This window comes from Streptomyces sp. NBC_01294, assembly GCF_035917235.1.
GTDB lineage: Bacteria > Actinomycetota > Actinomycetes > Streptomycetales > Streptomycetaceae > Streptomyces > Streptomyces caledonius.
Genome location: NZ_CP108423.1, coordinates 3,192,192 through 3,211,255, shown reverse-complemented (window position 1 = coordinate 3,211,255; position 19,064 = coordinate 3,192,192). Strand labels below are relative to the sequence as shown.

At 72.8% G+C, this 19,064-nt stretch carries 17 protein-coding genes; 12 read left to right on the top strand and 5 right to left on the bottom strand.

Going from position 1 to position 19,064, the window contains the following annotated elements; all coding sequences use genetic code 11:
* Positions 1–46: 46 nt before the first annotated feature.
* The 3 genes from OG534_RS14245 to OG534_RS14235 all read left to right on the top strand — a co-directional run bounded on the left by OG534_RS14245 (position 47) and on the right by OG534_RS14235 (position 5,399).
* On the top strand, positions 47–1,678 hold the full coding sequence (locus OG534_RS14245) for a succinic semialdehyde dehydrogenase (protein ID WP_326588463.1): 1,632 nt from the start codon (positions 47–49) through the stop codon (positions 1,676–1,678).
* Positions 1,679–1,792: 114 nt separating this feature from the next.
* Positions 1,793–3,583 (top strand): GMC family oxidoreductase, encoded by a 1,791-nt coding sequence (locus OG534_RS14240; protein WP_326593605.1) that lies wholly within the window; start codon positions 1,793–1,795, stop codon positions 3,581–3,583.
* Positions 3,584–3,749: 166 nt separating this feature from the next.
* Positions 3,750–5,399 (top strand): peptidase, encoded by a 1,650-nt coding sequence (locus OG534_RS14235; protein WP_326588462.1) that lies wholly within the window; start codon positions 3,750–3,752, stop codon positions 5,397–5,399.
* Positions 5,400–5,707: 308 nt separating this feature from the next.
* On the opposite strand, the gene OG534_RS14230 is transcribed toward OG534_RS14235, so the two are convergent.
* Complete coding sequence (locus OG534_RS14230; protein WP_326588461.1) at positions 5,708–5,971, bottom strand: chorismate mutase; 264 nt, start codon at positions 5,969–5,971, stop codon at positions 5,708–5,710.
* Between the two features lie 295 nt (positions 5,972–6,266).
* Here OG534_RS14230 and guaA point away from each other — a divergent pair, with 295 nt between their 5' ends.
* The 4 genes from guaA to OG534_RS14210 all read left to right on the top strand — a co-directional run bounded on the left by guaA (position 6,267) and on the right by OG534_RS14210 (position 10,723).
* Complete coding sequence (gene guaA, locus OG534_RS14225; protein ID WP_326588460.1) at positions 6,267–7,853, top strand: glutamine-hydrolyzing GMP synthase; 1,587 nt, start codon at positions 6,267–6,269, stop codon at positions 7,851–7,853.
* Between the two features lie 126 nt (positions 7,854–7,979).
* Positions 7,980–8,831 carry a class II aldolase/adducin family protein gene (locus OG534_RS14220; protein ID WP_442807085.1) on the top strand — a complete coding sequence of 284 codons (852 nt, stop codon included), beginning with the start codon at positions 7,980–7,982 and terminating at the stop codon, positions 8,829–8,831.
* A gap of 101 nt (positions 8,832–8,932) precedes the next feature.
* Entirely contained in the window at positions 8,933–10,189 is a 1,257-nt protein-coding gene (locus OG534_RS14215) for a hypothetical protein (protein WP_326588459.1), read from the top strand.
* An 18-nt stretch (positions 10,190–10,207) separates the two neighbouring features.
* Positions 10,208–10,723 carry a TQO small subunit DoxD gene (locus OG534_RS14210; protein WP_326588458.1) on the top strand — a complete coding sequence of 172 codons (516 nt, stop codon included), beginning with the start codon at positions 10,208–10,210 and terminating at the stop codon, positions 10,721–10,723.
* On the opposite strand, the gene OG534_RS14205 is transcribed toward OG534_RS14210, so the two are convergent.
* Together OG534_RS14205 and OG534_RS14200 are read right to left on the bottom strand one after the other, a co-directional pair.
* Positions 10,669–10,893, bottom strand: a complete 225-nt coding sequence (locus OG534_RS14205; protein ID WP_326588457.1) for a hypothetical protein — start codon at positions 10,891–10,893, stop codon at positions 10,669–10,671. The two genes, OG534_RS14210 and OG534_RS14205, sit on opposite strands and share 55 nt — an antisense overlap.
* Positions 10,880–12,220: a PspC domain-containing protein gene (locus OG534_RS14200; RefSeq protein WP_326588456.1), complete on the bottom strand. Its 1,341-nt coding sequence runs from the start codon at positions 12,218–12,220 to the stop codon at positions 10,880–10,882. Before OG534_RS14200 ends, OG534_RS14205 begins: the two co-directional genes overlap by 14 nt.
* A gap of 131 nt (positions 12,221–12,351) precedes the next feature.
* On the opposite strand from OG534_RS14200, the gene OG534_RS14195 reads away from it, so the two are divergent.
* The 4 genes from OG534_RS14195 (at position 12,352) to OG534_RS14180 (ending at position 16,893) form a co-directional block, all read left to right on the top strand.
* The gene (locus OG534_RS14195; protein WP_326588455.1) at positions 12,352–13,647 is read left to right on the top strand and encodes a PspC domain-containing protein; all 1,296 of its coding nucleotides are present in this window, start codon (positions 12,352–12,354) and stop codon (positions 13,645–13,647) included.
* Positions 13,644–14,342, top strand: a complete 699-nt coding sequence (locus OG534_RS14190; RefSeq protein ID WP_326588454.1) for a response regulator transcription factor — start codon at positions 13,644–13,646, stop codon at positions 14,340–14,342. The genes OG534_RS14195 and OG534_RS14190 overlap by 4 nt, the downstream gene beginning before the upstream one ends.
* Before the next feature lie 126 nt (positions 14,343–14,468).
* Positions 14,469–15,572: an alpha/beta hydrolase gene (locus OG534_RS14185; protein WP_326588453.1), complete on the top strand. Its 1,104-nt coding sequence runs from the start codon at positions 14,469–14,471 to the stop codon at positions 15,570–15,572.
* A 193-nt stretch (positions 15,573–15,765) separates the two neighbouring features.
* Complete coding sequence (locus OG534_RS14180; protein ID WP_326588452.1) at positions 15,766–16,893, top strand: NYN domain-containing protein; 1,128 nt, start codon at positions 15,766–15,768, stop codon at positions 16,891–16,893.
* An 87-nt stretch (positions 16,894–16,980) separates the two neighbouring features.
* Here OG534_RS14180 and OG534_RS14175 read toward each other — a convergent pair whose 3' ends face one another.
* Both OG534_RS14175 and OG534_RS14170 read right to left on the bottom strand, forming a co-directional pair.
* Positions 16,981–18,057, bottom strand: coding sequence for a C40 family peptidase (locus OG534_RS14175; RefSeq protein ID WP_326588451.1), 1,077 nt, complete (start codon positions 18,055–18,057; stop codon positions 16,981–16,983).
* A 143-nt stretch (positions 18,058–18,200) separates the two neighbouring features.
* Entirely contained in the window at positions 18,201–18,554 is a 354-nt protein-coding gene (locus OG534_RS14170) for a hypothetical protein (protein ID WP_326588450.1), read from the bottom strand.
* 140 nt (positions 18,555–18,694) lie between these two features.
* On the opposite strand from OG534_RS14170, the gene OG534_RS14165 reads away from it, so the two are divergent.
* Complete coding sequence (locus OG534_RS14165) at positions 18,695–19,054, top strand: ArsR/SmtB family transcription factor (protein WP_326588449.1); 360 nt, start codon at positions 18,695–18,697, stop codon at positions 19,052–19,054.
* The last annotated feature ends 10 nt before the right edge of the window (positions 19,055–19,064 follow it).

The window sequence follows — 19,064 nt, the reverse complement described above, 5'->3', positions numbered from 1 at the left end:
TACCGGCGGGTACCCAAAGCCTGTCCGGCGCAATACGCTCACCGGCATGACGGACTCGCAGGCCCCCGCCGCCCCCCTCCGGACCGCACCGCAGCCCACCAACCCGGTCGCCCCGGCCCCGGCCGGTGCCCGCACCGCCGCCGACGTGGTCACCCCCGACCTGGTCGCCCGGCTGACCCGCGGAGTGATCGGATCCGGTCGCACCGCCAATCACACCCCCTTCACCGGAGACCGGCTGGCGGAGCTCCCCGAGGCCACCCCGGAGGACGTGGCCGAGGCCTTCGAGCGGGCCCGCGCCGCCCAGCCCGCCTGGGCGGCCGTCCCCGTACGCAAGCGGGCGGCGGTCCTGCTGCGCTTCCACGACCTGGTGCTGGCCCGGCAGGCCGAGGTCCTCGACCTGATCCAGCTGGAGACCGGCAAGGCCCGCCTGCACGCCCACGAGGAGGTCCAGGCGGTCGCCGTCTCGGCCCGCCACTACGGCCGGAGGGCCCCCTGGTACCTGCGCCCCAAGGGCCACACCGGCGCGATGCCCACCCTCACCAAGGTCACCGAGCTGCGCCAGCCGCGCGGGGTCGTCGGCCAGATCGCCCCCTGGAACTACCCGCTGGAGCTCTCCGTCGGCGACGCCCTGCCCGCCTTCGTCTCCGGCAACGCGCTCGTCATGAAGCCCGACACCGAGACCGCGCTGACCGCCCTGTGGGCGCGCGACCTGCTGATCGAGGCCGGCCTGCCCGCCGAGGTCTTCCAGATCGTCCTCGGCGAGGGCCCCGTCGTCGGCCCCGAGGTGGTCCGGCACGCCGACTACGTCTCCTTCACCGGCTCCACCCGTACCGGCCGCGAGGTCGCCCGGGGCGCGGCCGACCGCCTCGTCGGGGTCTCCCTCGAACTCGGCGGCAAGAACGCCATGCTCGTCCTGCACGACGCCGACATCGAGAAGGCCGCCGCAGGCGCCGTCCGCGCCTGCTTCTCCTCCGCCGGCCAGCTCTGCATCTCCATCGAGCGGCTCTACGTCCACGCCTCGATCGCCGACGCGTTCGTGGCCCGCTTCGCCGCCCGTACGAAGGCGATGCGCCTGGGCAGCTCGCTCGCCTACGGCGCCGACATGGGCTCGCTGGTCGGCGAGCGCCAGCTGGAGACCGTACAGCGGCACGTGGACGAGGCCGTCGCCAAGGGCGCCACCCTCGTCGCCGGCGGCACCGCCCGCCCCGACATCGGCCCGCTCTTCTACGAGCCCACCATCCTCGACGGCGTCGAGGCGCCCATGGCGGTGTGCGGCGAGGAGACCTTCGGCCCGGTCGTCTCGATCTACCGCTTCACGGACGAGGACCAGGCGGTCGCCGAGGCCAACGCCACCGCCTACGGCCTGAACTCCAGCGTCTGGACCAAGGACGCCCGCCGCGGCCACTCCGTCGCCGCCCGCCTGCGCACCGGCACCGTCAACATCAACGAGGGATACGCCCCCGCCTACGGCAGCGCCCAGGCGCCCATGGGCGGCATGAAGGACTCCGGCCTCGGCCGCCGCCACGGCTCCGAGGGCATCCTCAAGTACACCGAGGCCCAGACCGTCGCCCACCAGCGGCTGCTCCCGATGGCGCCCTCGCTGGGCATGGACGACGAGAAGTACGCGGCGTTCATGACCCGCAGCCTCAAGGTCATGAAGGCTCTCCGACTGCGCTAAGGGGTATCCGTGTCGCACGACGACGCATCCGACGACACAGCCGACGCCACGTCCGACGCCACAGTCGACGCCACTGCCGACACCGCGTCCGACGCCGCGTACGACTACGACGTCATCGTCATCGGATCGGGCTTCGGAGGGTCGGTCTCGGCCCTCCGTCTCACCGAGAAGGGCTACCGGGTCGGCGTCCTGGAGGCAGGGCGCCGCTTCACCCGCGAGAGCCTGCCGAAGAACAGCTGGGACCTGCGCAACTACCTGTGGGCCCCGGCCCTCGGGCTGTACGGGATCCAGCGCATCCACCTGCTCGGCAACGTGATGGTGCTCGCGGGGGCCGGCGTGGGCGGCGGCTCGCTCAACTACGCCAACACCCTGTACGTCCCGCCCACCGCCTTCTTCGAGGACCGGCAGTGGGCGTCCATCACCGACTGGCGGGACGAACTCGCCCCCTACTACGACCAGGCCAAGCGGATGCTCGGGGTGCGCCTCAACCCGACCATGACCCCCTCCGACGTCCACCTCAAGGCGGCCGCCGAGAAGATGGGCGTGGCGGACTCCTTCCACATGGCCCCGGTCGGCGTCTTCTTCGGTGACGGCGACGACGCCGAGGCAGGCCCCAGGGCCCGGCCCGGCCAGGAGGTCCCCGACCCGTACTTCGGCGGCGCCGGCCCCGCCCGCAAGGCCTGCACCGAATGCGGCGAGTGCATGACCGGCTGCCGGCACGGCGCGAAGAACACCCTGAACGAGAACTACCTGCACCTCGCCGAACGCGCCGGCGCCGTCATCCACCCCATGACCACCGTCACCGCGCTCCGCGACCATCCCGAGGGCGGCTACCAAGTCCGCACCGTCCCCACCGACGGCCGCCGCCGCGGCCGGGCGAAGGTGCTGCGCGCCCGCCACGTGGTCGTCGCGGCCGGTACCTACGGCACCCAGACCCTGCTGCACGCGATGAAGGACCGCGGCGAGCTTCCGCGCCTCTCGGAGCGGCTCGGCGAGCTGACCCGGACCAACTCCGAAGCCATTGTCGGCGCCCAGACCGACGACCGCCGCTACCGCGGACGGCACGGCAGCGAGCGGCGGGCCGACTTCACCCGCGGCGTGGCGATCACCTCCTCCGTGCACCCCAACGCCGACACCCACATCGAGCCCGTCCGCTACGGCAAGGGCTCCAACGCCATGGGGTTCATGACCGTCCTGCAGGTCCCCTACAGCCGGCACCGGGTCCGCGCCTGGCTGGCCAGGACCGCGAAGCACCCGATGCAGCTGGCCCGTTCGCTGTCCAACCGGCGCTGGTCGGAGCGGACCATCATCGGCCTGGTCATGCAGTCGCTGGACAACTCGCTGACCACATACCGCAAGCCCGGCGGGCTCGGGAAGGGCCTGCTCACCGCCCGCCAGGGCCACGGCGCCCCGAACCCGGTCCAGATCGAGGAGGCCACGCAGGCCGCGAGCCTGCTGGCCGAGGAGATCAACGGCTTCGCGGGCAGCAACGTCGGCGAGCTGATGGGGACCCCGCTGACCGCGCACTTCCTGGGCGGCTGCCCGATCGGGGCGTCCGCGCAGGAGGGCGTGGTGGACCCGTACCACCGGCTCTACGGGCACCCGGGTATCTCGGTGGTGGACGGCTCGGCCGTCTCCGCGAACCTCGGGGTCAACCCGTCGCTGACCATCACGGCGCAAGCGGAACGGGCGATGTCGTACTGGCCGAACAAGGGCGAGGCGGACCCGCGGCCCGAGCAGGGGACGGCCTACGTCCGGCTGGAGGCGGTGGAGCCGGCCCGGCCCGCGGTCCCGAAAGAGGCCTTCGGCGCGCTGCGGCTGCCGTTCCTGGCGGTCCCGGAGATTCCGCCGCGCCAGGCCGCGGCCCCGCCCGTCGAGGCGAAGAAGCCGGAACCGGCCGGCTGACGGCGGTGGGCACCGCGCTCCCCCTCCGAGCGCGGTGCCCACCGCGGTACATACGTGACAGATGTTCAGCCTTGAAGGTTGTACCGGAATCCCCCCGGCCGGGCTGTGGTGTCGATCACACAGCGAAGTGTGCAACTGCGACTGACGCTCGAAGGTCAACGGCTGCATGAGAAAGCGCATCTCGTTGCTGGCTGCCTGTGGCCTCGTGGCCCTGGGGCTGTCCACCACTCCCGCACACGCAGCGGACCCCGTCTTCACCCTGGCCGGACCGGCCGGGATCGGCCTGCGCCCGCACCCCGGTCAGGGCGGTGAACCGCAGAAGACCTCCGTCGAGTTCCGACTCGTCAACGACTCCGGCAAGGCGTTCGGCCGCCAGAGCACCTTCACGATCGACCTGAGCCCGCTCAAGGGCGTCGCCGACGTCACGCTCGCCGGGCAGCAGGGCTCGGCCTGCACGCTCACCGCCGCGGCGGTGACCTGCAAGCGCCCCGCGCTGTGGGCCGGCGAGACCACCGTCGTGGACCTGGACGTCCGCGCCGCCAAGGACGTCAAGGCCGGCGTGGCCGCCGACCTGACGGTCACCGGCACGGCGGACGGCGCCACCTTCAAGTCCGCCACCACCAAGGTGCGGGTCGGCGGCCCCGACCTGGTGATGGAGCCGGCCCGCCTCAAGGCGGAGCAGAAGCCGGGCGACAAGCAGGCCCTGCCGGTCGTCTTCGCCAACGAGGGCACCGAGTCCGTCCATGGCGTGGTGCTCGAGGTGCGCACCACGCACGGCATCGGCCTGGTGGAGCAGTACGACAACTGCTCCTACTCCGAGGACGCGAGCGAGGACCGGTCGTGGAACAGCGGCTGGACCACGGTGCAGTGCCTGCTGGAGGGCGAGTACGAGGCGGGCGCGGTCTACGGCCTCGACGGCCCGCTGACCCTCAAGGCCGCCCCGCACGCCTTCCTCGACGGGCTGACCTACGCGGTCTACGCGAGCGGCGACCAGCCGAAGACCGGAAAGCTCGGCCGGCCCGCCAACGGCAAGAAGCTGACCGTGCAGAAGCGGGCCCCCAAGGCGTCCGCGTCCGTGCGGTCGGTGGACCTGGATCCCTGGAACAACGTCCAGGAGTTCGACTTCGCGACGAAGAACACCGCGGACCTCGTGGCCGCGCCGGTGTCCCTCAAGGGCAAGGCCGGCGAGACCGTGAAGGCCGACCTCGGCTTCCGCAACAAGGGCCCCGCGTGGATCGCGCACCTGCGCTCCGGTGAGGACGTCGCCCGCACGGACATCGTGATCCCGGCGGGCGCGAGGGTCACGAAGGTGCCGGCCGGCTGCAAGGGCGTCAACGCCGACGGCAGCGACCGCGAGCAGGCCCTGGGAGCGCCGCGCTACTTCTGCTCCACCGGCGACGTCGTGGGGGAGAGGGAGACGTTCTCCTACCCGTTCGAGCTGAAGATCGAGAAGGTCGTGACGGACGCCAAGGGCTCCGTCTCGGTCGGCCAGTGGACCCCGGGCGGCACCCAGGGCCAGCGGTGGGACCCGAACCACGCCAACGACAAGGCGTCCTTCGTGATCAACGCGAAGGGCGGCGGCACCACGCCGACGCCGACCACCTCGGCCACGCCGACCCCGACGGCCTCCGCCACGCCGACCCCGACAGCGACCGCCTCGGCCACGGCCGGCAGCGGCACCGACGCCAGGCCGAACGGCGGCCTCGCCTCCACCGGCACCTCCGCCGGGACGCTCGCGTTCGGCGGCGCGGTGCTGGTCGCCGCAGGCGGCGCCCTGGTCCTGGCCTTCCGCCGCAAGGCGGCCGGGCGCGCGTAACCCCGTAGGCGCAACCCGTAGGTGTCACTTCGCAGGCGTCACTTCGCAGGCGGTGCGAGCACGCAGAACGGCCGGCCCCGGGCGTCCCCAGGGCCGGCCGTCCTACGGGGTGACCGGGCTGCTGTCCCCTGCCGTCCGGTCACGCGAAGGAGCGAGGTCCCACGACGCACGCTCCACGGGGCGTGCGTCTCATCGCTCCCAGCGGAGCCACGCGTGGTGTTGCGGTTCCGCGGCTGGCTGCCGCGGACAACCTCACCAACGAAGGGCCCGGCGGGCCGGTCACGGTCCGGAAGAGTGACGAACGACCGTCACACGCGGCCCCGGCACAGCTCCAGCAGCGTCATGGCGAGGGCGGTGCCGGGCTTTCCGAGCGCGTCGCTCCAGTGCGAGAGCACCTCCATCTCGCGGGACAGGTGCACCCGGCGGCCGCCGGAGGCGATCCGGGCGTCCTGGATGACCGTCGAGACGGCCATCCGCTCCTGGATCAGGCCGATGATCCGGTCGTCGAGGGCGTCGATGCGCGTGCGGGAGCCGGCGATCAGCTGCTCGGGGGTGGTCGTGATCGTGCTCATGGTCGTGTCTCCTGTGGGTTGTGCCGACAGGAGCGGAAACGCCGGAGCGCCCCGGTCCTGTCGGACCGGGGCGCTCTGGGAAGTCAGCGGCTCAAGCGAGCATCACGAGGACCCATGGCGACCGGACCGGCCGGTGCCATAGGTAAAGAGGAAGCTCAGCTGCTTGCGCATGGAACGGATTATGGCCTTCCGTGCCCCTCCGGGCCAAGCCGATTCGGATGGTGAGACGAAGAGGCCCCTACGCCCCCCGTTAGAATCGACAAAACAGCCACCTCTTCCGCCGGAAGGCCGCCCCGTGCCAGAAGCACCCTCCGCCGCCCACGACAGCGCCCCGGACACGGTTCTCGTCGTCGACTTCGGCGCCCAGTACGCCCAGCTCATCGCCCGCCGCGTCCGCGAGGCACGGGTCTACAGCGAGATCGTGCCGAGCTCGATGCCCGTCGACGAGATGCTGGCCAAGAACCCCAAGGCGATCATCCTCTCCGGCGGTCCGTCCTCCGTGTACGAGGCCGGCGCTCCGCAGCTCGACCGTTCCCTGTTCGAGGCCGGCGTCCCCGTCTTCGGCATGTGCTACGGCTTCCAGCTGATGGCGACCACCCTCGGCGGTCAGGTCGACAACACCGGCGCCCGCGAGTACGGCCGCACCCCGCTGGACGTCTCCAAGCCCGGCTCCACCCTCTTCGAGGGCACCCCCGACAACCAGTCGGTGTGGATGTCCCACGGCGACGCCTGCTCCGCGGCACCCGAGGGCTTCACCGTCACCGCGTCGACGAACGTCGTCCCGGTCGCGGCCTTCGAGAACGACGAGAAGAAGCTGTACGGCGTGCAGTACCACCCCGAGGTGATGCACTCCACGCACGGCCAGCAGATCCTGGAGCACTTCCTCTACCGCGGCGCCGGCCTCGCCCCCACCTGGACCACCGGCAACATCGTCGAGGAGCAGGTCGCGGCCATCCGCGAGCAGGTCGGCGACAAGCGCGCCATCTGCGGCCTCTCCGGCGGCGTGGACTCCGCGGTCGCCGCGGCCCTCGTCCAGAAGGCCATCGGCTCGCAGCTGACCTGCGTCTACGTCGACCACGGCCTGATGCGCAAGGGCGAGACCGAGCAGGTCGAGAAGGACTTCGTCGCCGCCACCGGCGTGCAGCTGAAGGTCGTCGACGCGCAGGAGCGCTTCCTGAACGCGCTCGCCGGCGTCTCCGACCCGGAGACCAAGCGGAAGATCATCGGCCGCGAGTTCATCCGCGTCTTCGAGCAGGCCCAGGCCGAGATCATCGCCGAGGGCGGCGCGGACGTGGCCTTCCTGGTGCAGGGCACGCTGTACCCGGACGTCGTCGAGTCCGGCGGCGGCACCGGCACCGCGAACATCAAGTCCCACCACAACGTGGGCGGCCTCCCCGACGACATCGAGTTCGAGCTCGTCGAGCCGCTGCGCCAGCTGTTCAAGGACGAGGTCCGGATGGTCGGCCAGGAGCTCGGCCTGCCCGACGAGATCGTCCAGCGCCAGCCCTTCCCCGGCCCCGGCCTCGGCATCCGCATCGTCGGCGAGGTCACCAAGGACCGCCTGGACCTGCTGCGCGAGGCCGACGCCATCGCCCGCCACGAGCTCACCGCGGCCGGCCTGGACCGCGAGATCTGGCAGTGCCCGGTCGTCCTGCTCGCGGACGTCCGCAGCGTCGGCGTCCAGGGTGACGGCCGCACCTACGGCCACCCGATCGTGCTGCGCCCCGTCTCCTCCGAGGACGCGATGACCGCGGACTGGACGCGCATGCCGTACGAGGTCCTCGCGAAGATCTCGACCCGCATCACCAACGAGGTGCCGGAGGTGAACCGGGTGGTCCTCGACTGCACGAGCAAGCCCCCGGGCACCATCGAGTGGGAGTAGTCCCCACCCACCGCCTGACCGAAGCCGCCGCTCCCTCCGGAGCGGCGGCTTCGTCGCGTGTCTGGCCACTTCGCGGGGGCGCGGGTACCTTGCGCCGCGACCCGAAGGCGACCGTGAGGAGGGCCCATGCCGGATCGGCCCGCATCCGTACCCCTGCCCGTACCCCTGCCCGCATCCGTGCCCGCACCCGCATCCGTACCCGCACCCGCGCCCGCACCCGTGCCCGTGGAGCGGCTCGGCTTCGAGATGCCGCCCGTGCACGACACCGTCGAGGCGGCGCGCGCCCACCGCAAGGAGCGGCTCGCCGGGGCGCTGCGGCTGCTGGGGCGGCTGGGGTACGAGGACGGGGTGGCCGGGCAGATCACCGCGCGGGACCCCGAGTTCGAGGACTGCTACTGGGTGAACCCCTTCGGACGGGCCTTCGCCGCGCTCACCGCCGACGACCTGCTGCTGGTCGACGGGGACGGGCGGGTGGTCCGGGGAGGGCGCCGGGTCAACCAGCTGGCCTTCGCCGTGCACGCGGCGGTCCACCGGCGGCGCCCCGAGGTGGTGGCCGTGGTGCGCGCGCAGGCCCCGTACGGACGCGCGCTCGCGGCCCTCGGCGAACTGCTGGCCCCGGTCACCCAGGAGGCCTGCGCCTTCTACGAGGACCACGCGCTGCTGGACGAGTTCGCCGGGGAGGGGGACGCCGACGCCGCCCGGATCGCGCTCGCGCTCGGCCCGTACAAGGCGCTGATCCTGCGCAACCGGGGGCTGCTGACGGTCGGGGACTCGGTGGACGCCGCGGCCTGGTGGTTCATCGCGGCGGAGCGGGCGGCGCAGGTGCAGCTGATCGCCCGGTCGGCGGGCAAGCCGGTGCCGATCGAGCACCGGGCCGCGGTCGCCACCCGCGAGCGGTTCGGGTCCGATCTGGCCGCCTGGGTGAGCTACCAGCCGCTGGCCGACGAGGCGGCGCGGCCGGTGGCGTCAACATCATGAACCGTTAATCACCTGCTCTGACATCGTGCGCAATCCGGAGCACTGCCGCAGTGGTGCACAATTCGCTGGCATTGCACCGTAGTTCAGAGAGGCGGCACGCAGTGGCTGTCCAAGAGATGTCCCGAGGTACCCACACCACCGCCTGCGCCTGCGAGGAGTGCGCACGGGAAGGACACCGCCGCGCGGTCGCCGCGTTCCTGGAGAAGCGCGACGAGTTCGCCTCCGGGCAGGGCGTGCCGGCCGCCGTGGCCCACTCGCTCGGCGCCTCGCGGCAGTGGGTCTCCGACGAGCTGACCCTGTCGGCCCGTACCGTCGCCGACCGGGGCCGGGAGGCCGGGAACTCCTGGCTGTACCTGTTCTCGCGGCGGGCCGTGCTCGCCGTGTGGATCGCCGCAGGGGTCCTGCTGCTGGTCCAGGTGGCCGCCGCGCTCGGCACCGGCTGGTCCGCGGCGCGCACCGCCGGGCTGCTGGCCGCGCTGTCGCTGGCCGGGCTGCTCACGGTCGCGGCCCGCGCCCAGTCGGTGCGCGGCGGGCTGCTGGCCCCGCTGGTGGGCGAGGACAACCGGCTGTCCACGTCGAAGACGGTGCCGAGCGCCTGGGTGGTGCTGACGGCGTTCGCCACGCTGCTGCCCGCGCTGCGGCTGGCCGCCTCGACGCCCGGGCCCGAGCGGCAGGCGCTGTACGCGGGCTTCGCGCTGGACCGGGCGCTGCCGCTGCTGGCGGTGGTCTCGCTGACCTCGGCGGTGGCGGTGCTGGTGCGCCGGGTGGTCTCCGTACGGATCATGGGGCAGCGGCTGCAGAAGCTGCCCGCCGACCGGCCGCGCGGAGTGGACCTCCTGACGGACGACGCGGGCCGAGGGAGCTTCCCGGACGCGCAGTACGTCCTCGTGTCGACCGTGGTGCTGGCCTACGCGGCGGCTTCGCTGGCCCGCTTCCCGGACCGGCTGCCGCAGCTGCCCTGGGCGCTGGCCCTGCTCGTGGCGCTGTCGGCCGCGGTGTACCTGGCGGCGAAGTACGCGGAGGGCAGCCGCCCGCTCGTGCTGTCGGTGGTGCGCAGACGGGAGCCCGGGGACCTGGACGCGGCCGTCCGCCCCGGGGACGACATCGAGATCCGGGGCGTGGGCTTCGTGCCTCCCGGGGCGCAGACGCCGGAGATGCTGGCCCGGCTGGTGGTACGGATCGGGGCGGTGCACGTGCACGTTCCGCTCGTCCCGGTGGCGGGCGGGTTCACCAACCCCTCCGACGCCGTGCTGACCGTGCCGGTGCCGGCGGAAGTGGAACCCGGGCGCGTCGAGGTCCAGGTGGTCACGGCCGCCGGAGTGGAATCCAACCGCTGCACCATCGACGTGGCCGAGTGATCGGGGTACACATGTCGCGTGACCCGAACCGATGTTCTTGACGCCCGTGCCCCTCGCGACGCGGCGGGCCTGCGTGAGCTGGCATCCCGGCACGCGCTGCTGCCCCTGCGGATCTTCCTCGGCGTGACCTTCGTCTACGCCGGCCTGGACAAGCTGACCGACTCCGCCTTCCTCTCCGCCTCCGGCGAGGGCTCCATCGGCGACATGATGCGCGGGGTGCGCGACACGTCGGCCGTGCCCGCCCTGGTCGACATGTCGCTGAACTCGCCCGTCGGCTTCGCCGTCGCCATCGCCATCGGGGAGATCCTGGTCGGCCTCGGGGCCCTGGCCGGTCTGCTGACCCGTGTCGCGGCCGTCGGCGGGGCGCTGATCTCGCTCAGCCTGTGGCTCACGGTGTCGTGGGCGGTGACCCCGTACTACTACGGCAACGACCTGATCTACCTGGTGGCCTGGACCCCGCTGATCCTCGCGGGCGCGCCCTACCTGTCGCTGGACTCGCTGATCCGGTCGCGTCTGTCCCGGCGTACGGCGTAGGTCACCATCCCCACCAGCGCGGCGAGGGTGAGCCCGCCCACGGTGAGCGGGACGACCGCGAACCAGGGCAGGTCCGCCTCGCCGGTGTTGTCGAGCAGGTAGAGCACGCCCGCGCACAGCAGGACCAGTCCCGCGATCAGCCGTCCCGGCTGGAACTCATGACGCCGCACGGGCCACCTCCACCTGTCCCACACCCGCGCTGAGGTGCAGCTCGATCGTCCCGCCGGCCTCGGTGCCGGCGGGCGGCGGCAGGGTCTCCTGCCGGTTCTGCTCCCCGGCACCGGCCCGCTCGATCCGGCCCGCGTGGTCCCCGGGCAGCTGGATGTCGCCGAGCCGCCGGATGGTGACGTCCGCCTGCGCGGTGACCTCCCGGGGCAGGATCACCTTGAGCCGGCCCGCGTCGATGGAGGCCTCGACCGCCACGGAGGTGCCCTTCGACACGTCCAGGCGGCTCAGGTCCAGGGTGGCGAGCCCGGTGCCCGCCTCGTACACGGGCCGTACGTCGGCCACCGCGGCCGGACGCCAGGAGACCTCCCGCCAGTCGGTGCCGATCTCGCGGGGCAGCGCCGCCGCGCCCGCGAGCAGGCCCGAGGTGAACACGGCCAGCACGACCGTGCCGAAGCCGGTGCGCCCCAGCAGGGAGCTGACCGCGAGGCCCAGACCGAAGACGATCAGCGCGGCGGAGAGCCCGGCCTGCAGGGCCTCGCCCAGCGGCCGGCCCTCCCAGTCGGCGGCGGTCGCGACGACCCCGGCCAGCAGGGCCAGCAGGAAGACCCGGCCGCCGATGCCGCCGCGCCGGCGGACCGGGGCGGCGGCCGGCTTCGCGGCCGGCCGCGGGCCGTCGTCGGCCGCCACCGGGTCGGCGGCGTCGTCGGGCCCCCACAGGTATCCCGTCCCGCCGACCGGGCCGGTGGTGCCGTCCTTGACCAGCGGGTCCCGCCACCAGGAGGGGCCACCGGGGGTGGGCGGGGCCTTCGTCTCCGGCGGGGCGGGCGAGTGCACGGGCCGGTGGGCGGTACCGCCCTCGGCGGGGGCCTCGGCCTCGGGCGCGTGGGTGTGCCGGCGCCGCTGCGACCAGTACGAGGCCCCGCCCAGCGCCAGGATGACCAGGACCGAGAAGGCCGCCAGCCCGCCGTTGTCCAGCATCGACAGGAACAGCGCGCAGCCGACCAGGGCGGCGAACACCGCCGCCAGCGTGGCTCCCTCGATCCGGCCGGTCAGCAGCTTCTTCGCCTCGCTGTCGTCCTCGCCCTCCTGCGGGAGCAGCAGCCACGCGAAGCCGTAGAAGATCAGACCGACGCCTCCGGTGACCGCGAGGACACCGAGGACGATCCGGAAGACCACCGGGTCGAGTTCGAAGTACCGGCCCAGGCCGCCGCACACGCCCGCGAGGACCTTGTCGCGCTTGCTGCGGCGCAGGGGCGGCCGCGGATCGGCGGCCTCGGGGACCCCGGGGGCCCCGGGGTCCGCCGGAGGGGCTTCGTGTACTTCGGTCATGTGTCCATGGTGACGGGCCGCGGCGGCGTGCGGCACCGGGCCCGACCCTGGCGCAACCCTGATATCCCCCGGGCAGAAGTGGGGGGCTGCCCTGATGCCGGGCCGCCGCCGCGCATGTGACCCTTGGTGACATGCCCGTAGCCGCCGCTCCCCGTACCCCGCACGCATCCGAGGCCGACGAACCGCCGCAGCGCAAGCTCTACCGCAGCGCCGACGGCCGGATGCTCGGCGGCGTCGCGCGCGGTCTCGCCGGGCACCTCGGGCTGCCCGTGGGCTGGGTCCGGCTGGCGTTCCTCCTCCTCTTCATGTGGGGCGACGGACTCGGCGTGCTGCTGTACGCCGCGTTCTGGGTCTTCGTACCGCTCGGCGTCGGCGGCCGCGCCGGGCACCGCTCCTTCTTCGAGACCCTCCCCGACGGCAGCCGCCGGCTGCGCAAACCCGACCGCGGGCAGATCACCGCGCTGATCGCCCTGTTCATCGGCGCGGGCATCTTCATCTCCAAGGTCCAGCTCGGCGGCGCCTCCGGCCGGTACGTGTGGCCGACGCTGCTGGTCGGGGCCGGGGTCGTGCTCGTATGGCGGCAGGCCGACAACGCCCGCCGTGCCCACTGGTCCACGGCCGCCGGACGGCACGGACGCCTCTTCCAGGTCGCGCGAGCCCTGGCAGGCGTCGCCCTGGTCGGGGTGGGCCTGACCGTCTTCATCGTCGTACGGGGCTCCGCCGCACAGCTCGGCAACGTCCTCACCGCCACCCTCGCGGTCCTCGTCGGCGTGGCCCTGCTCGCCGGACCCTGGCTGATCCGGATGACCCAGGACCTGTCCGAGGAACGCCTGATGCGCATCCGCGCCCAGGAACGCGCCGAGGTCGCCGCCCACGTGCACGACTCGGTGCTGCACACCCTCACCCTGATCCAGCGCAACGCGGAGGACGCCGGAGAGGTGCGCCGCCTCGCGCGGGCGCAGGAACGCGAACTGCGGAACTGGCTCTACAAGCCCGAGGGCACCGGCAAGGACGAGGCGGAGGAGCCGGCCACCCTGGCGGAAGCCGTGAAGAAGACCGCCGCCGAGGTGGAGGACCACCACGGCGTCCCGATCGAGGTCGTGGTCGTCGGCGACTGCCCGCTCGACGAGCGGCTGGCGGCGCAGGTCCAGGCCGCGCGCGAGGCGATGGTCAACGCCGCCAAGTACGGTGGCGAGGGCGGGCCCGTACAGGTGTACGCGGAGGTGGAGGGGCAGACGGTGTTCGTGTCCGTACGGGACCGGGGACCGGGCTTCGACATCGACGCGGTACCGGACGACCGCATGGGCGTACGAGAATCGATCATCGGCCGGATGCAGCGCAACGGCGGGACCGCACGGCTGCGGTCCGCGCCCGACGGCGGCACGGAAGTCGAGCTGGAGATGGAGAGGGCGGCGAACACAGCATGACCGAGTCCGGAGAGAACGCAGGCGTGGGGGCGGCCAGGCAGGTCAGGGTGGTGCTCGTCGACGACCACAGGATGTTCCGCACGGGCGTGCAGGCCGAGATCGGCGAGACCGAACGCACCGGGGTCGAGGTCGTCGGCGAGGCGGCCGACGTCGACCAGGCCGTCACGGTCATCACCGCCACCCGGCCCGAGGTGGTCCTGCTCGACGTGCACCTGCCGGGCGGCGGCGGCGTCGAGGTGCTGCGGCGCTGCGCCCCGCTGATGGCGGCGGCCGAGAACCCGGTGCGGTTCCTGGCCCTGTCGGTGTCGGACGCGGCCGAGGACGTCATCGGGGTCATCCGGGGCGGTGCGCGCGGGTACGTCACCAAGACCATCACCGGCACCGACCTGGTGGACTCGATCTTCCGTGTGCAGGACGGGGACGCGGTCTTCTCGCCGCGGCTGGCGGGCTTCGTGCTCGACGCCTTCGCGTCGACGGACGCCCCGCCGGTGGACGAGGACCTGGACCGGCTCACCCAGCGCGAGCGCGAGGTGCTGCGGCTGATCGCGCGCGGGTACGCGTACAAGGAGATCGCCAAGCAGCTCTTCATCTCGGTGAAGACGGTGGAATCGCACGTCTCGGCGGTGCTCAGGAAGCTCCAGCTGTCGAACCGGCACGAACTGACGCGCTGGGCGACGGCCCGCCGCCTGGTGTGACGTCGGGCGCGTGACGCCGGCCGGGGGACGTCAGCGGACGTCAGGGGGGCGTGACCTGCGGTGTGACCCACACCGCAGGTCGACCTGGCAACCGGAAGCCGCGATGCCGCCCTCTAGGCTGGCGTGATGAGCTTGACCGGTACACCCTTCTTCGCGTTGGTGATCGCGCTGACCGCGATCGCCGTAATCCTTCCGCTGGCCGTGTGGAGCAAGGTGCGCGGCCCCGCCGTCGTACGCACCGCGCTGCGTGCCCTGATGGTGGTGTTCGCCCAGGTCACCGCCATCGCGGTGGTCTTCGTCGCCCTCAACAGGGCCGAGCACTTCTACGCCTCCTGGGGCGATCTGCTCGGCACCGGCACGTACGTCACGGCCGCGCCCGACCTCGGACCGGACGGGCTCGGCGGCAAGAAGGCCGCGGAGGCGCCGAAGGTGCGCCAGGAATTCCAGCCGGTGGAGGGCCTCGGCGGGCGGGTCCAGAAGACCGAGCTCGACGGCAAGATCTCCGGGGTCAAGGGCGACGTCCTGGTGTGGCTGCCGCCGCAGTACGACGACCCGGCCTACAAGGGCAAGAAGTTCCCGGTGGTCGAGCTGATCCCGGGCATACCGGGGACGGGGAAGTCCTGGTTCCAGGGGCTCAAGGTGCACGAGGTGCTGGAGCCGCTGATGAAGAGCGGCAAGGTGCAGCCGTTCATCCTGGTCTCGCCGCGCGCCATGCTGCTCGGCAACGCCGACACCGGCTGCGCCAACCTCCCCGGCAAGGTCAACGCCGACAGCTGGTTCAGCGTCGACGTCCGCAAGATGGTCGTCGACAACTTCCGGACCACGGACGAGGCCCGCAGCTGGGGCGTGGCCGGGTACTCGGCCGGCGCCTACTGCTCCGCCAAGCTGGCGATCGCCCACCCCGACCGCTACAGCGCGGCCGTCTCCCTGTCCGGCTACAACGACCCCGGCCAGGAGCCCTCCTCGCTCGTCGCGCAGGACCCGGAGCTGCGCCGCACCCACAACCTGCTGCACGTGCTCAAGACGCAGCCGACGCCGCCGCCCGTGTCGCTGTGGATGTCGGGCGCCGAGCAGGACGGCTACCTGTCCGGCATGGACGTCAAGGCCGCCGCGCTGTCGCCGACCTCGGTGCACGCGGAGAAGGTGGTCGGCGGCCACAACCTCGAATCGTGGTCCAAGCAACTGCCGCAGACCTTCGGCTGGCTGAGCGGCGTGGTCAAGGCGCCGTAGGGCGTCCGCTCCGGTCGGCGCGGGTCCGGTCCGCTCCGGTCGGCGCGAGTCCGGTCCGCTCCGGTCCGGCGTCTGCCGATCGGCGGATGCCCGCCGGGCCGGCCGGCCGCCGATCTCTGCCGATCGGTCGATGCGCCCGATACCCGCAGGCCGGGAGCCTGGTCCCAGGACGAATCCAAGGGGGCTCAGGGTCATGGCACATGCGGTGGAGAGCAGGAACGGGCAGGCGGAGGCGGCGGCGGAGACGGCGGCCGAGGCGGCGGTGCGCCGCCGGTGGTGGTCGGGCTGGCCGCACTGGGCCCCGTACGCGGCGGCCGTGTGGTCCCTCCTCTACGGAGCGGCCGGGCTGTACTGGGCGCTGGGCGGCGGCGGTTACCCGTTCGGGCCGGTCGCCCAGGACCGCTCCACGGCCTCCCTCCTCGAACCGAGCCGGGCCGCCGTCGTGGCGCCGGTGATCGCGGCGGTCGGCCTGGCGGGGGCGGTCTGCGGGGTGCTGATGGCCCGCCGCGGACAGCGACAGCACACGAGGGGCGTCCGGCGCGCGCTCCTGGCCCTCGGCTGGGCGCAGGCGCTCGCGCTCACGGTGGTCCTGCAGGACTACACGCTGATCGCCGTGGTCGCCTTCTCGCCGCTGCTCGTGGTGTTCGCCTTCACCGGGGTGCCCGGTCCGCAGGACGGCATCGGCGACATCCTCTACTGGCACCGGGACAACCTGCTCATCCTGTTCGTGGGCGGCGTGCTCTGGACCCTGGCCACGCTGGCCTACCAGCGGCGGACCCGCGGACTGTGCACGCACTGCGGGCGCGGCGGCAGGGCGGCCGCGTGGACCGCGCCGGCGTCGGCGGCCCGCTGGGGGCGCACGGCCGTACTGGTCGCCGTGCTGTCGAGCATCCCGTACGACGTGACGAGGGTGGCCTGGTTCTTCGGCCACCCGCTGGGCATCACCGACGCCTTCCTCAAGGACATGCAGGACACCCCGGGCATGCTCGGCATCGGACTCGGCCTGGCCGTCCTGTCGACCGCCGGGGGCGTGCTGACCCACGGACTCGTCGCGCGCTGGGGCGAGGTCTGGCCGCGGTGGGTGCCGTTCAAGGCGGGCAGGCCGGTCGGCCTCGCCACCGCGATCGTCCCGGCCCTGCTCGTGGCGGTGGTGCTCATCCCCGGCGGCCTCCAGATGATCCGCGGCGGGAACCATCCCTTCGGCTGGGGGACCAACTACCCCGCGATGCTCTGGGTGGTGTGGGGAGCCGCGCTGGGCGCCGCCACCCTGGCCTACTACCTCCGCCGGCGCGGGACGTGCGGGCACTGCGCGCGGACGTGACGGGGGAGCGGGGGAGGCGTGGAGGAAGCCGTGAAGGAGGCCGTGAAGGAAGCCGTGAGGGAAGCCGTGAGGGAAGCCGTGAGGGGGTCACGCGGGCCGGGAGGCGCCGGCCCAGGGCATCGAGTCGATCGGTGCCAGCCGGACCGTCGATCCGGGGCGCGGGGCGTGGATCATCTGGCCGTTGCCGATGTAGAGGCCCACGTGGGTCACGCCGGAGTAGAAGAACACCAGGTCGCCGGGGGCCAGTTGGTCGCGGGACACGCGCCGGCCGGCGTTGATCTGGGTGTAGGTGGTGCGGGGCAGGGAGACCCCGGCCGAGCGCCAGGCAGCCTGGGTCAGGCCCGAGCAGTCGAAGGAGGCGGGGCCCGTCGCGCCCCAGACGTACGGCTTGCCGATCGCCCCGTACGCGAAGGCCACGGCGCGGGCCGCGCGGGAACCGTCGGCGGGCGCCGGGGGCGCGCTGCCCTTCGGGGCGGCGGGTGCCGCTCCGGGGGCGGCTCCGGAAGCGGCTCCGGACGCGGCGCCGGGGGACTGGGCCTCGTAGGCGGCCCGCTCCTCCGCGGTGAGCTTGGCCAGCAGGCGCCTGGCGGTGTCGAGCTTGCCCTCGATGGTGGCCTTGTGGCCGGCGAGCTCCTCCTGCTGGGAGCGGAGGTCGGCGAGGCGTCCGGCGGCCTGCTCCCTCAGCCTCCCGACCTCGTCGAGCCGGCGGCGCACGGTGGTGATCCCGGCGGCGTTGCGGTCCCCGGCGCGGGCGATGAAGGAGGACTGGGCGAGGTACTCCTGCGGGTCGTCCGCCATCGCGAGCTGCACGGCGGTGCCCAGGGAGCCGCTGCGGTACTGGGAGGCGGCGAGCGTCCCGAGCGCGCTGCGGGCGGTGTTGAGCTGGTCGGTCTTGCGGGCGGTCTCCTCGCGCAGGCCGGTCAGCGCGCGCTCGGCCTCGTCGGCCTTCTCCTTCGCCCCGTTGTACCGCTCGGTCGCCGCCTCGGCCTCCTCGTAGAGCCGGTCCACCTCCGACTTGACCTGGGAGGGGGTGAGCCGGGGGTCGGCCTGGGAGGTGCCTTCGAAGGCGGTGGCGGTGGCAGCGCCCGCGAGGGCGAGGGTGGCGGCGGTCCGTACCGTGCCGCCGGAGAGCGGGCGCTGCCTGGGCTTTCGATGACTGGCCACGGGGGCCTCACGTCCTTCCTCTGCCGGTGCTTGGAGGAGGACGCTAGACCCGGAGGTAACGGGCCGATGACGAGATGATCGTAAGTGGCCTGATGTGACTGGAGGTGGCCGCTCGGGACCGGAATGGACCGGTCCGGTGCGGATCAGTGCCAGAGAACGGCGATGAAGATGTTGACCATGGTCAGCCCGCCCACCGCGCCGAACAGGGCCTTCTCCACCCGCTCCTCGTCGCGCTTGACGTAGACGAGGGCGAGGATCACGAAGAGGAGCGCGAGCTTCACGCCGACCTTGATGTTGTTGACGGGCGTGCCGTCCATCTCGTTGAAGCCGACGAGCAGTACGCCGGTGACGAGCATGGTGAGCGCACCGTGCAGCATGGCGGGCGTGAAGCGGGCCGTACCCGCACTCATCGCCTTCATCTGGGTCAGGAAGCCACCGAGGAGCGAGGCGATCCCGATGATGTGCAGGCCGACGAAGACATTGATGAGTACGTCCATGGCGTCGAGCGTACGGGGCGGTCGTACGGCGCCCGCGGGCGGGCGGCCCCCCGCGGAACCCCACCGGAATCTCCGTACGAGAGCTCCGCACGAAGGCTCCGCACGAAGGCTCTGTACGAGATCTGCGTACAGTGGCCTCCATGGCCGCCGCAGCTGAGCTCCCCCACCCCGCCGCCGACCGGATCGAACTGGTCGAGGTCCTGGCGGCGCTCGGACATCCCGTCCGCCTGGAGATCGTCCGCAGGCTCGCCTCCGGCGAGGAGGCATGCTGCGGAGAGGTCGTCCCGGACCTGCCCAGGTCGAGCGTCACGCACCACCTCCGGACGCTGCGCGAGAGCGGCGTGATCCGCCAGAGTCCCCGGGGCCGCAAGCTCCACCTCGTACTGCGGCGCGACGACCTGCAACGATGCTTCCCCGGCCTGCTGGAGATCGTGCTGGCCGACGCGTTCCCTCCGAGGGATTTTCCGGGGGCGGAACCGGCTGTCGGTCCCGCACCCTAGACTCGGAATG

What these genes read in the sequence shown, in the direction of transcription:
- OG534_RS14180 (WP_326588452.1), top strand. Translation starts at nt 15,766, where the DNA reads ATGGCACATGCGGTGGAGAGCAGGAACGGGCAGGCGGAGGCGGCGGCG.
- OG534_RS14245 (WP_326588463.1), top strand. Translation starts at nt 47, where the DNA reads ATGACGGACTCGCAGGCCCCCGCCGCCCCCCTCCGGACCGCACCGCAG.
- OG534_RS14200 (WP_326588456.1), bottom strand. Translation starts at nt 12,220, where the DNA reads ATGACCGAAGTACACGAAGCCCCTCCGGCGGACCCCGGGGCCCCCGGG.
- OG534_RS14230 (WP_326588461.1), bottom strand. Translation starts at nt 5,971, where the DNA reads ATGAGCACGATCACGACCACCCCCGAGCAGCTGATCGCCGGCTCCCGC.
- OG534_RS14165 (WP_326588449.1), top strand. Translation starts at nt 18,695, where the DNA reads ATGGCCGCCGCAGCTGAGCTCCCCCACCCCGCCGCCGACCGGATCGAA.
- OG534_RS14170 (WP_326588450.1), bottom strand. Translation starts at nt 18,554, where the DNA reads ATGGACGTACTCATCAATGTCTTCGTCGGCCTGCACATCATCGGGATC.
- OG534_RS14190 (WP_326588454.1), top strand. Translation starts at nt 13,644, where the DNA reads ATGACCGAGTCCGGAGAGAACGCAGGCGTGGGGGCGGCCAGGCAGGTC.
- OG534_RS14195 (WP_326588455.1), top strand. Translation starts at nt 12,352, where the DNA reads ATGCCCGTAGCCGCCGCTCCCCGTACCCCGCACGCATCCGAGGCCGAC.
- OG534_RS14235 (WP_326588462.1), top strand. Translation starts at nt 3,750, where the DNA reads ATGAGAAAGCGCATCTCGTTGCTGGCTGCCTGTGGCCTCGTGGCCCTG.
- OG534_RS14185 (WP_326588453.1), top strand. Translation starts at nt 14,469, where the DNA reads ATGAGCTTGACCGGTACACCCTTCTTCGCGTTGGTGATCGCGCTGACC.
- OG534_RS14220 (WP_442807085.1), top strand. Translation starts at nt 7,980, where the DNA reads ATGCCGGATCGGCCCGCATCCGTACCCCTGCCCGTACCCCTGCCCGCA.